General features: G+C 41.1%; 12 protein-coding genes. 8 read left to right on the top strand and 4 right to left on the bottom strand.

Annotated features, from left to right (window positions below):
- Positions 1–3 precede the first annotated feature (3 nt).
- Genes dcd through IEW93_RS03605 form a run of 7 tightly spaced genes read left to right on the top strand, consistent with a single transcriptional unit; the run spans position 4 to position 5,310 of the window.
- Positions 4–588: a dCTP deaminase gene (gene dcd / locus IEW93_RS03635; protein WP_188737013.1), complete on the top strand. Its 585-nt coding sequence runs from the start codon at positions 4–6 to the stop codon at positions 586–588.
- Positions 588–1,418 (top strand): aminodeoxychorismate lyase, encoded by an 831-nt coding sequence (gene pabC / locus IEW93_RS03630; protein WP_188737010.1) that lies wholly within the window; start codon positions 588–590, stop codon positions 1,416–1,418. Before dcd ends, pabC begins: the two co-directional genes overlap by 1 nt.
- A complete protein-coding gene (gene mltG / locus IEW93_RS03625) occupies positions 1,418–2,431 on the top strand; it encodes an endolytic transglycosylase MltG (RefSeq protein ID WP_188737008.1) in 1,014 nt (337 codons plus the stop codon). The genes pabC and mltG overlap by 1 nt, the downstream gene beginning before the upstream one ends.
- Positions 2,428–3,075 carry a dTMP kinase gene (gene tmk, locus IEW93_RS03620; RefSeq protein WP_188737006.1) on the top strand — a complete coding sequence of 216 codons (648 nt, stop codon included), beginning with the start codon at positions 2,428–2,430 and terminating at the stop codon, positions 3,073–3,075. The genes mltG and tmk overlap by 4 nt, the downstream gene beginning before the upstream one ends.
- Positions 3,076–3,101: 26 nt before the next feature.
- Complete coding sequence (gene holB, locus IEW93_RS03615) at positions 3,102–4,094, top strand: DNA polymerase III subunit delta' (protein ID WP_188737004.1); 993 nt, start codon at positions 3,102–3,104, stop codon at positions 4,092–4,094.
- Between the two features lie 46 nt (positions 4,095–4,140).
- On the top strand, positions 4,141–4,467 hold the full coding sequence (locus IEW93_RS03610) for a PilZ domain-containing protein (protein ID WP_188737002.1): 327 nt from the start codon (positions 4,141–4,143) through the stop codon (positions 4,465–4,467).
- Between the two features lie 54 nt (positions 4,468–4,521).
- Entirely contained in the window at positions 4,522–5,310 is a 789-nt protein-coding gene (locus IEW93_RS03605; protein WP_188737000.1) for a TatD family hydrolase, read from the top strand.
- 588 nt (positions 5,311–5,898) lie between these two features.
- Here IEW93_RS03605 and rsmF read toward each other — a convergent pair.
- A complete protein-coding gene (gene rsmF / locus IEW93_RS03600; protein WP_188736998.1) occupies positions 5,899–7,350 on the bottom strand; it encodes a 16S rRNA (cytosine(1407)-C(5))-methyltransferase RsmF in 1,452 nt (483 codons plus the stop codon).
- Between the two features lie 239 nt (positions 7,351–7,589).
- On the opposite strand from rsmF, the gene IEW93_RS03595 reads away from it, so the two are divergent.
- Complete coding sequence (locus IEW93_RS03595) at positions 7,590–8,816, top strand: spore maturation protein (protein WP_188736995.1); 1,227 nt, start codon at positions 7,590–7,592, stop codon at positions 8,814–8,816.
- Between the two features lie 124 nt (positions 8,817–8,940).
- Here the strand turns inward: IEW93_RS03595 and IEW93_RS03590 are convergent, their stop codons facing one another.
- From IEW93_RS03590 to IEW93_RS03580, 3 genes are read right to left on the bottom strand one after another with little or no spacing between them, the layout of a single operon-like run.
- The gene (locus IEW93_RS03590; protein ID WP_188736993.1) at positions 8,941–11,583 is read right to left on the bottom strand and encodes an MlaD family protein; all 2,643 of its coding nucleotides are present in this window, start codon (positions 11,581–11,583) and stop codon (positions 8,941–8,943) included.
- Positions 11,570–12,259, bottom strand: a complete 690-nt coding sequence (locus tag IEW93_RS03585; protein ID WP_188736991.1) for a paraquat-inducible protein A — start codon at positions 12,257–12,259, stop codon at positions 11,570–11,572. Before IEW93_RS03585 ends, IEW93_RS03590 begins: the two co-directional genes overlap by 14 nt.
- On the bottom strand, positions 12,249–12,878 hold the full coding sequence (locus tag IEW93_RS03580; protein ID WP_188737087.1) for a paraquat-inducible protein A: 630 nt from the start codon (positions 12,876–12,878) through the stop codon (positions 12,249–12,251). The genes IEW93_RS03585 and IEW93_RS03580 overlap by 11 nt, the downstream gene beginning before the upstream one ends.
- Between the last annotated feature and the right edge of the window lie 133 nt (positions 12,879–13,011).

Here is a 13,011-nt window from a genome sequence, read left to right as displayed (position 1 = left end):
CGTATGCGTTTAACAGATATTGAAATTGAACAGTGTTTAGATAATGGCACAATAGTCATTGACCCGCGCCCGAATAATGAGGCGATTTCAGGTGTCAGTGTTGATGTCCGTTTAGGGAGTCAATTTCGTGTATTTAAAGACCATACCGCACCCTTTATTGATTTGAGTGGCCCAAGTGCAGAAATGCAGATGGCCCTCGATCGTGTCATGAGCGATAAAATCGAAATAGCTGAAAACGAAGCGTTTTTTCTTCATCCAGGAGAGTTAGCGCTCGCGGTCACTTTAGAGAGCGTCACGTTGCCAGCAGATATCGTTGGCTGGCTAGACGGGCGTTCGTCTTTGGCACGCTTAGGGTTAATGGTTCATGTTACGGCGCACCGAATTGACCCAGGTTGGCAAGGGAAAATCGTTTTAGAATGCTACAATAGCGGTAAATTACCTCTGGCACTTCGCCCGGGTATGACCATAGGCGCATTAAACTTTGAACGTTTAAGTTCGGCTGTTGCCCGTCCTTATAACACTCGTAAGAGTGCAAAATATAAAGATCAGCAAGAAGCGGTAGCAAGCCGGATAAGCCAGGATAAGTAATGACTTCAGTTTGGGTGAACCACGTTGAACAAGGACGCATAAGCCCTTTTGATCGAGGTTTAGCTTATGGTGACGGTGTTTTTGCTACAATGCGAACCGCTTGCGCTCATCAGACTGCCGCAGTTTTGTATATGGATTTGCATTTACAACGTTTACAACAAAGTAGCCAACGTTTAGGTATTCAATGGCAAGCCAACGATTTGCTTATTGACCAATTATTATCGTTGGCAAAGGCGTACCCTGATCATTGCATTAAGCTTGTGTTAACGCGTGGAGAAGGCGGGCGAGGTTATCAAGCTCCCGATATAGCCAAGTTAACTGAAGTGGTTTCGGTTCATCCTATACCGAGTCATTACGCTCAGTGGCAACAACAAGGCATTTCACTCGCAACATCCCCCATTAGGTTAGCTCGCCAGCCACTGCTCGCAGGGATGAAACATTTAAATCGCCTCGAACAAGTATTGATAAAAACTCAACCATTAATCGCTAATACTCAAGATTGGTTAGTATTGGACACAGATGGTTGGGTTATTGAGTCATCAATGGCAAATATTTTTGCAATAAAAGAGGGGCAAATTTTCACACCAGCCATGACACATGCTGGCGTTAGTGGTGTTATGCGCGAACAAATGATTGATCAATTATTAACAGCAGGATTCGCCGTAACAACAAAGCCGTTGCGATATGAAGATATTTGCAGCGCCGATCATATTTTTATCACAAACAGTTTATTTGGTGTTGTAGATGTTAACACCATTGACCAATTTCAATTTAGCCGTTGGACGCTGACATCGCGATTCAGGCAAGTTCTGAGTGTAGATTTACCATAATGAAGAAAACGATAACAACAAGACTACTTGCTAGCTTAATTCCTTTATTTGCCATTTTTTGCTTGAGTGGCTATTGGTTTGCAACTGACTTAATTGCATTTCAAAAGCAGCCTTTGCTTATTACACAATCACAGCCTTTGAAAGTAGAGTCAGGTACATCAGTCATTAAGCTGGCTCAACAACTTGAGCAGCAAGGCCTGATCCAAGACAGTTGGAAAGTAAAATACCTTGTCAAATTGGAGCCGAAATTAGCAAGTATTAAAACAGGCTACTATCAATTATTGCCAAGCGATACGTTAGAAACGTTATTTAAACGCTTACGTCTAGGCCAAGAAGCGGTATTTACCTTGACACTCATTGAAGGTAAATCAATAAAAGAATGGCAACACACTTTCGCTAAAAGCGAACACCTGGTATTTGGGACTGATGACTTTAATCAGGTCCTGATTAACAACGGTGATACTTCAGGATTACCTGAGGGTAAGTTTTACCCTGAAACGTTTCACTACCATGCAGGCGATAGTGTGCAAACGGTATTGCAGCGCAGTTTTGACATGATGCAAATGAGCCTTAAGCAAGCTTGGGAAGGGCGTGATGCTGATTTAGCACTGACGTCTCCTTACGAATTGTTGATTATTGCATCGATTATTGAAAAAGAAACAGGTAAACCTGAAGAGCGTGATTGGGTTTCTGCCGTGTTTAATAATCGTCTTAAAAAAGGCATGCGCTTGCAAACTGATCCAACGGTTATTTATGGCATGGGTGACCGCTATAAAGGCAACATTACCCGTAAAGATTTACGTGAGGCTACGGCATTTAATACCTATCAAATTGATGGTTTACCGCCTACTCCCATCGCTGCGCCAAGCCGTGCATCATTATTTGCAGCGGCTAATCCTGCCAAAGTGGATTACTTATATTTTGTGTCTAGAAATGATGGCAGCCATGTTTTTTCTGCAACGTTAAAAGCTCATAACCGCGCAGTAAATGAATTTCAGAGAAAGAAAAAATGATAACTCAACCGGGTAAGTTTATTGTTATTGAAGGGCTTGAAGGCGCAGGGAAATCAAGTGCTATCGCCTTAGTTAATGACCTTATTGAGCAGCACACGGGGCAAGCGCCGGTATGTACACGTGAGCCAGGTGGCACCCCACTTGCTGAAAAAATACGAGATTTAGTAAAAATTGGTGACGATAGCGATCCATTGTGTGACGAAGCAGAATGTTTATTGATTTATGCTGCCCGTGCTCAGCTTATTGCAAATGTTATCAAACCTGCACTTGCTAAGGGACAATGGGTTTTAGGAGACCGTCATAACCTATCATCGTTGGCGTATCAAGGCGGTGGTCGTGGGTTAATGCCATTAGTGACAGCGGTGAGTGATGCGTGCCTTAGTGGCTTTACGCCTGATTTTACGCTTTATTTAGACATTGAACCTAGACTTGGATTAACTCGGGCAGCAGATCGTGGCAAACTGGATAGAATAGAGCAGCAAGCTATTGATTTTTTTGAACGGGCTAGACAAACCTATTTACAGTTAGCTTTGCAAGATGACACCATAGTGGTGATAGATGCAAGTCAGTCGATGGAGAAAGTGCATCAAGATATTCGTCATCAATTAATGAATCGTTTGCCTCTATTACAAAGCAAGGACTAACTAGATTTGATAAGAGTTATGCATAAATGAGCGATTACAAATTAGCGCAGCTCCCCTGGTTATCAAATGCTCATCAAGGTTTTGTTGATGTATTTTTTCGTGGTAAAAGTAGTCACGCTCATTTATTAAATGTTGACCGCGCGCTTGGTGGTGTGGTGCTTGCAAATGCCTGTGCACAAACGGTGTTATGCCAACAGTTATCGCCTCAAGGTGCGTGTGGTCAATGTAAAAGCTGTTTATTATTACATTCACAAACACATCCTGATTTACACATTGTTGAACCCGATGGTAATCAAATAAAAGTTGATCAAATTCGTCAGCTATGTCAACAGCTTACTCAAACCGCACAGCAAGGTGGAGCTAGAGTTGCTATTATTGTTGATGCTGAAAGGCTCAATATTGCTGCTGCCAATGCGTTGCTCAAAACGTTAGAAGAGCCAGGTGACGGTGTAATGTTAATATTACAAACTAATCGTTCATCTCAATTATTGCCAACCATTACCAGCCGCTGCCAAACTCTGGCATTTACACCACCAAGCAAAGTCGATATTCAGCAATGGTTAGCTGAACAACGTTTGTTACCTCAGCCTAATGCACAAGGTAAAGTGCATGATGTAACATGGTGTATAAGCGTTGTTGGCGGCCCTTTGTCTTTGGCCAACAGTTTGCGAAACCAAAATTATCAACAATTATTAACTTATCGCCAAGATTGGGCTCAAAGTTTACAATCTGGTCATTTATGTAATAGCTTATTGAACTTGTCGGAACAACAAATTGTTGATGCACTTAATGTTTTATATTTGTACTTACGTCAATATGTGTTAAAAAGTAATAGTAAGCAGCAATTACACACAGCACAAACGGATTTAACTGGGTTAAACCCATTAGTACAGGCAAAAATATTGGATCTTGCAGGGCGCATTATGCAGATGCGTCAAAAATTAGAAACAATGCCAAGTGTGAATACTCAAGCATTGTGTCAACAATATGTTTTAGCTTTCAAAAAAATAACTCATTGATAAGCTATATTTAATTAACTATCTTACACAAAGAATACATCTATATATGGTTGATCTGGTTGTTAACTACGATACATTGCACAAGTTATATCGCGCATATATGCCGTTTATTAAACCGGCAGGTTTGTTTATTGCCACAACTGAAAGCCATTTTTTAGGCCAAGAACTGACCATTTCATATCGTTTGCCTAATGCAACACAAGCCAATGAATTTAAAGGTACTGTTGTATGGATTAATCCTCTAGGTGCATCGGGTGGTCGTCCTGCTGGTATTGGTGTAAAAATTAAGTCTGATGTTGAAAGCCATAAACACCATATAGAAAAATTATTATCCAGTGAACTGTCATCAAGCGATTTGACCTGCACCATGTAGCTAGGTATTCTTGCGCATCTATTTAGTTGCTAATGTAGTTGTGAAAAAGTACCTATGCTAATCGATTCCCATTGCCATCTTGACCGCTTAAAAGCGGCACCCGATCTCGCCAGTTTACAAACAATAATGGATAACGCCAAAGCTCAAGGCGTTGATTATTTACTGTGCGTAAACGTTCGTCAGCAAGGCTTTGAAGCCATGCGTGATAAAGTCGCCTCTTTTGAAAATGTATTTTTGTCTTCAGGTGTGCATCCATTAGATGTACAAGAGGGCTTAAATATTGACGATATAAAGCGATTTGCTTCTGATCCGCGTGTTGTGGCTATTGGCGAAACTGGATTAGATTATTTTTATTCTAATGACACTAAAGCATTGCAACAATCCTGTTTTGAGCAACAAATTGCGTTAGCAGTTGACGTGAACAAACCACTGATCGTTCATACTCGTGATGCCCGCGAAGATACGATAAATATGCTTAAATCCGGTCATGCTGACAAGGTCGGTGGCGTACTGCATTGCTTTACAGAAAACTGGGAAATGGCAAAAGCGGCAATCGATTTGGGTTTTTATATATCAGTGTCCGGTATTGTGACATTTAAAAACGCCGGTGAACTTCGCAGTGTTATCCGCAAAGTGCCTAAAGATAGATTGTTAGTCGAAACTGACTCGCCTTATTTGGCTCCAGTACCACATCGTGGCCAGGAGAACCAACCGGCTTATGTACGCGATGTTGCCCAGTTTGTGGCAGAGCTACGTGGTGAGACGTTTGATGATTTAGCTCAGTACACAACGGACAATTTTTTTAACTTATTCAAAGATGCCGCTAAATTAATAGCCAGATAACCTCGGGTCTGTAGATCTTTCAAGGTTATTTTTGCAGCGAATTGTTGGTCATTTCTGCAAGGCAGAGACTTTGAGGTGTAGTTATTCTACATAAAAAGTCGATAACGCAGTAAAAATGGCCAACAAACGCTGCCTGAAAGGTTCGGCTAAAAACGTTTTACTCTTTGTTGAATGGATTTTGCTTAGATGACTAGGCATCAATCCATTCGCCTCGATTAAAACGTTTTTAACTCGAACAAAATTCAACCAGCAAAGATCAACAGACCCTAGCTAAGTGTTAAATCTATTTGTGGCATTTGAATAAATAAGGATAAAAAAAGACCCAAAACTATCCAATTGTTTTGGGCCTAGGGAAAGGGCTCATTTAAGAGCCTTGCGCTACAGGTGTGGCTCTTGGTGCGTTGCAAGAGCCAAAATTTTAGAGCTTCACATATTAACTGCTTGGAGCAAACAGCTGTTTGGGTTAAAGCCGCTCAAAAATGTTGATAATCTTAATTATAGTCAGGCATATTTTGTTTGCATGAAAAAATCAAAAAAATATATTCCATGGTTTTTTCATCCAGCACATGTGAATTAACATAATGTTTATTATAGACTTAAGTTAACCTTGTCTCGTACCAGATCACGCGGTAAATTATTTTTTAACCTATGACCCAAGTGTTTTACAACCCCTAACACTGCACCATGATAGCTGACCAACATCTCACCTTGAGGCATTATTGCTAATGCTTGTTGTGATATATCATCAAAAGATTGGGTGTCGATGTCACGTCCCATTAAAAAGTCTTGTGCTTGGCTTGCAACCAATTCTATTGTTCTGTGAGTGTGTGTTGTCGATGTTAAAGCGATAATGGCCTCATGTTTGGCCTTAAAGCCCTTTTTCATGGCGTCAGCCAGTTTTAGTCCAATACGCTGAAAACGCATTTTGCCAATAAAATCCATAAATAGGGACGGGAACAACCAATACTCATCATCTCGTATCATTATGATGTCATCTTGTGGTAGTTCGATAGAAAATGTATCTTTAAAATAAGATCTTAGCTCGGTCTGTTGTTTTTGCCCAGCGATAGAAAACGGGAAGTTTTTTTGCAGTTTAGGGACTTTAGTATTGCGCTCTACTGACGTTGTTTTACGAATTTTGGCAACAAAAAATCCTTCGCTGTCAAATAGTTGTGGCCATACATGCAAAAAGCCTTCTTCTGTACAGGCTTTATCTGCACCAGTAAATAAATGATTTAGTGACACAAACTCTACCGCATCAGGGTAAGTGTGTTGTAAATGATGACAGATTTGTTGGTTTTCTATTTGGCTGAGTGTACACGTTGAATACACTAAGCTGCCACCTGGCTTTAATGCTAAAAAGGCTGATTCGATCAAGTCTTTTTGGGTTTCAGCAATGGCAGTGACATCCGCAATATCCCAATTTTTTAACGCTAATGGATCTTTACGAACTGTCCCTTCGCCGCCACATGGGGCGTCTAATAAAATGGCATCAAATGATTCAAATAAATACTCGCCAAATACGCGGCCATCAAAATGGGTGATAGCTGTATGGCTTGCGCCCATACGAGATATATTGGCGTGCAATACCTTAACGCGACTGGCTGAATATTCATTAGCGACTAGTAAGCCATTATTATTCATCAATGCGGCTATTTGGGTGGTTTTTGACCCAGGTGCTGAGGCGACATCTAATACGACTTCTGGTTGATTATTATGCGCAAACAGGGCTGTCGGCGGCAACATGGAACTGGCTTCTTGAATATAGAATAGTCCTTGAATGTGTTCTATTGCATTACCAAGCTGAATATCATCATTTCCCTCGATCCAAAAACCATCATCACACCAGGGGATAGCTGACAATGTCCATCCAGCCTGGGTCATAATTTCAACAAACTTTGTAGTAGAAATTTTTAAGGTATTGACTCTAATTGACTTTCGAAGCGGTTTATTACAGTAGTCGATAAAGTCAGTTAACGAAAGATGTGGTGGCAGTTCGCTTTCTATGTGACGGATAAAGTTTGGATTTAATTGGATCATAATAAGCACAATCGTGTTTTTGCTGAATTAGGATGATCATAACACGGAATTGTTGTTACCGAACGTCAATGATAGCTTGCAAATAACCAATGTTGTTGGTGCTTTGGAATTTAGTCAATCCTCAATGGGTAAATCATTACCCAAATGGCATAATTAGATGTAATTCCTTGCTGAAATTGAACATTTTCAGGTAGATTGGATTCATATCCAATGGATTTAAATTGTAAATGGAGTTGTGTGTGTTAAATCGCGTTTGGCTATTGTTTTTTATTGTTGCTGCAATTTCCGTTACTGTTCAACTCATTGACGGTAATACTGAGATATTGAGCGACTCTGTCACTGCCATGTTTGCCAGCGCCAAACTTGCCGCGGATATTTCATTGGGGTTAATTGGTGTGTTAGCACTGTGGATGGGGTTAATGCAGGTGGGTGAAAAAGCCGGCGTGGTTAACTTATTTGCGCGAGCATTTGAGCCATTATTGTCTAGGTTGATGCCAGAGGTTCCCCGTGGGCATGTAGCCTATGGCAGTATTAGTATGAACTTAACTGCAAACATATTAGGCCTAGATAACGCAGCAACGCCATTAGGCATAAAAGCCATGCATGATTTGCAAGGTTTAAATCCGATTAAAACAGTGGCAACGAATGCGCAAATTTTATTTTTAGTGCTTAACACTTCGTCGGTGACCTTAGTACCTGTTACGGTATTTTTATACCGAGCTCAACAAGACGCAGCTAATCCTGCCGATGTTTTTTTACCGATTTTACTCGCAACTTGCGCTTCTACCATTGTGGGGTTATTAGTGGTCGCAACTGTGCAGCGTATTTCGCTGTTTAATAGTGTGATTATTGCTTATGCCGGACTGATCATAGGCTCATTAATGGCTGGCGTTGCTTATTTAATGACACTGTCAGCTGATGCTATTGGCGAGATGTCAATGATAATGGGCAATGGTATTTTGCTGATGTTAGTGTTTAGCTTTATTTTTGCCGCAGGTTACCGAAAAGTTGCTGTTTACGATGAGTTTGTTGAAGGGGCTAAGCAGGGGTTTAATCAGGCTATTACATTGATCCCTTATCTTATCGCGATGTTATTAGCGATTGGTGTGCTCCGAGCATCTGGTGCTTTAGAGTATGCATTGCAGGTGTTAGCCTCTCTTGTCAGCAGTTTTGGTTGGGATACACGCTTTATAGATGCAATGCCTACCGCATTGATGAAACCCTTTAGTGGCTCGGGGGCGAGGGCGATGATGCTAGAAACGATGAATCATCATGGCGTTGACTCTTTTGCCGGTAGACTGGCAGCTATTTTGCAAGGCAGTACAGAAACCACTTTTTATGTGCTTGCGGTGTATTTTGGATCAGTTGGTATTCGTAATGGGCGTCATGCACTTGGTTGTGGATTAGCGGCTGATGCAGCAGGCATTAGCGCCGCTATCGCCGTCTGTTACTGGTTTTATGGCTAGGGGCTGTTTGAAATGCATTTATTATCCAGAGTTGAGGTTAACTAAGCGAAATAAAAAGACCGATACAGTATCGGTCTTTTGGTATGAAATTAGTTTATAAAATTAGTATTAACCTGAACTCAGATTATTTAGTTTGTTCTGGTTGCCATTGTGCCCATTCTTCAGCCATTTTATCGTGAAGTATTATGCGATCGTTTTCAGATAATGTGTTTGCTTCATTGGTCACATCTCTTGTTGCGATTGCGATCCCGCCCGCTAAGATAGTTTCAAGGGATTGTGTTTCCACTTTGGCCCCAGAGAACAATCCAACATCAATCTTAATTCCAGAAGCGTTCCAAAATTGGCTGCTTGTATTAACAAGGTGCGCATATTCAGGTTCCACATGGGCAAATAAGGTGATGTCGACGCCTGAATCTGCTAAACGATAACCATCAATCTGGCCTATATTGATGCCACGGAAAAACAGCGGAGTGCCTACCTTTAGCGAGCCTAGCTGTTTGCTGGTCAACTGAAATCTCAGTGCGTTAGCGGCAATATTGGCGTCTAAACGTGCATGAAGTTGAGCCACAAACTGTTTAGAGGTATTGTTATTTTTACCGGGAATTACGCCAATGTAAGGGCCTGTTAATAAGGTTTCTGGTGCACTGATCCCAGCAAGGGATATTTGAGCATCGACAATAAAATACTCACTGTCTGCACGGCTGAAATGTTCCGCATAGGCGCCATAGAGGTAAGCTTTTGCCTTAAGTGAAGTCAGCGTTGGCTCTAATTTAACCTGTGAAATTTCACCAATTTGATGGCCTTGATAACGGATTGCTGTTTTCGCAGCAACTTTAGCACTGACAGGTAATGTGAGTTCAATGACTTTTGCCTGCATTAGGGCTAACTCTTCACTGTCGTATAGCATCAAATCTGCTTGAGCCTCACTGTTAGTTTTACCGTCAAGATGGCCCAAGGTTATGCCACCATTAATGGCGCCTTTAAGTGGTGATACGTCAATATCAACGCCTGAAAGATCAGCCTTAATTTTAACAGCGCTGTTACGCCAAAATAGGGTGTTAGGCTTAATTAACGGTTTAAACTTTTTATCAATATTAATAGCGATTAAAAATCTGTCGGTATCAGCCTGCCAATTGACCTTAGATACAGCGCCAATTTGCATTTTTTTATAATAAATCGGCGAACCTTCAACTAAATCTGCGCCATCTATGCTGTTTAGTTGTAACGTCATCATTTGTTGTTGAGCTGATAATGACTTGGCAACAGCAATGGACTCATGAAGAAGTAAAGTACTATTAGATTGGACTAAAGTTTTGTTTTTAGCTGGCACAAGGCTGATTGCGCCTTCAAGCATGGTGGTCAGATCGCGAGTTGCCACCTGTACGCCATCAAGAGATGCATCGATTGAGAGCGCACTTTCTGGTACAAAAAAACTGCCTTCTGTGACGAGGTTTTTAAATTCGGGCAAAATTTCAATTTGGTATTCAACATGAGCAAAGTCATCACTCAAGTTGACACTCAAGACTTGCCCTATGGGTAATTGTTTGTAACGCACCTGGGCGCCATTTGATATCCCTGAATGACTATCAGCGACAAGGTTAAGTATTAACTTTGCATCGTTAAGCAAATCGGGTGCTTGTTTTGCAAGTTCAAATTGCATTTGCTCGGCAGGTGCTTGAGTGCCGGGTAACACATTTATCACACTGCCTGTAATTAATCGGCCGACATTTTTGATGGTTTTTAGTGACAGCTCAGCACCACTTAACCAAAAACGACTGTCCGGTGTGATTAAGTTTTTATATTGATGCTCAACTCTTGCGCTTAGCAATACGGTTTGTTCATTGAGTTGTTTTTTGTCGATGTTACCTACAGTTATCCCTCGATAAACTATCGACGTCCCTTCACTAATATCTTCAGCACTGTCAGTTGATAAGGTAAAGGTTATTCCTCCAATGGCAGTTTGCTCATCCTGGAATAAGGTATAGGTATCACCATTTTGGGCTTTTTCTGTTTCAGAGCCATTATCGAAGCTTATTCCTCCTGCCAAAATTGAGGCAATGCTTTCAGTATTTACTTTTATGCCAGAAAAAGAGGCATCGATTTTTAACCCAGAAACATTCCAAAACCGAGAATCTTTATGAACAAGGTGAGTATATTGTTCTTGAACAAACGCACTGATGATAATTTGTTTATTACCATCTAAACGATAACTCACCACACTACCAACCGGAACTTGCCTAAAAAATACAGGCGAGCCAACATCAATAGAGCCAAGTTTGGGGGATTTGAGTTCTACCATAATCCCTTCACTTCCTGGCAGTATTGCAGGCGCTTCTCGCTGCGCTTCAAACTCGGTTGCTGAGCGGCCATCACCTGGTTGAATGGCAATATAATTACCTGAAAATAAAGTGTCTAGACCTTCAACGCCTGTGATACTGGCTTTTGGTTTGACTAACCAAAACAAGGTGTTTTTATTCAAAAAAGGGTCGGCACGATAATCCATCACCACTTTGACGTTCACGCCCTTTAAATCATCATCAATACCGATATCAGATACTTTACCTACAGTTAACCCTTGATATTTAACTAAGGTTTTACCTATATCTATCCCGGCAGCACTTGGGAAATGAATAACGATTTCTATCCCAGACTCTTTAATGCTTTTGACTCCGAGCCATGCGCCTAAAATTAACGCGACCACGGGTAATAACCAAATCGGCGAGAATAGTTTTTTCTTCACAACTTTAGGTGATTCAATTTGTGTCATGTGTTTTTTCCAAGCGGTCCCAGAGTAAACGAGTATCGAGCACTTTAGCGGCTAGTTGCGTTAATAAAATCACTAATGCAAAAGCCGTTGCTGCAGGTGCAGGTTTAGCATCAAGTAATTGCCCCATATTGACGAGGGCAACAGTTAATGAAATAACAAATAGATCAAGCATCGACCAACGGCCAATCCACTCAATAATATGAAAACCAACCATTAATTTTCTCTTAGAAATGGGCAGGTCAAAACTTATTGCAGCCAAATATGTTGCCAATCCAACTATTTTAAGCCAAGGGACTAAAATACTCGCCGTAAATACAATGATGGCAATAGGGATCATGCCGGTTTGTACTAAATGGCTAATGCCACTGAATATTGTGTCGTTAGTTACGACTCCACGATTTGTTAATAACGTAATAGGGTAGACATTCGCCAAGACTAGCAAAATGGTTGCAGTAACAAGCAATGCCCAACTTTGTTGTACGCTTGCATAATTACGTGTCGACAACGAGCTATAACAGCGGCGGCAATGGCTGTTTGTCGTGCGATTAAGCTTTTTACACACAGGACATAAACACAAACCAAGCTGATTACCTTGTAAGTGTGCTTGAGCACTTGAATGAGATGATGTTACCACGTCAACTGGCAAATCAGCTGCGGCTGAATGTTCAGTGCTCATCGACGTAACTCCACATATGTTCTAGGTTATATTCACGTTGTAAAAATAAAATGATGACAAAAAGCATCGTAAAGCTGAATGTCCCCATGCCAAAGTACACATCTGAAAAATCTGATAATTGAAAAGCTGACACCAAAAAGCTAATCACATAAATCTCCAACATGGTCATTTGCGCAATTAACCCCTGATTTTTGAGCAAAGTGGTGTAAACACGTTGCCAAAAAGTCCGGTTGAGTTTTAACTTAACAATCATTACCTGGGCTAAAATTGACAAAATTAGCACAGCAGGAGCAATGACTGCCGCTACCAAAACGGCTAACCCTACCACCCAATATCCTTGTGCCCACACGGCAACAGCCGCTTCAACAACGGTTGTTGTGCGTATACTGCCTAAAAAATGAATTTCAAGAACGGGAAGCAAGTTAGCGGGTATAAAAATAATCAACGCCGCTAGACATAAAGCCAGCATGCCATTAATTGAACAGTAGGGTGAATCGTACAACGCAGTATCACAACGTGGGCATATTGCCCGGGCACTCGATGGCAGTGCGCGTTTTCTTACCGCTAGATCACATGATCGGCATAAGATGATGGAATCATGATCATCAAATTCATGCATCAAAATGGTTATTCCATAGTCGTAGACATCGAAAATATTAGGGTAAAAGTAGCATTAATTGCACTCTTTTACTTAGTTTACTGCAAATACTGTTGGGAAATATTTTAACAGCACATGCAGATAATATCAGAAT

The organism is Shewanella inventionis (assembly GCF_014641855.1).
Classification (GTDB): domain Bacteria; phylum Pseudomonadota; class Gammaproteobacteria; order Enterobacterales; family Shewanellaceae; genus Shewanella; species Shewanella inventionis.
This window is presented reverse-complemented; position numbering and strand designations above follow the sequence as displayed.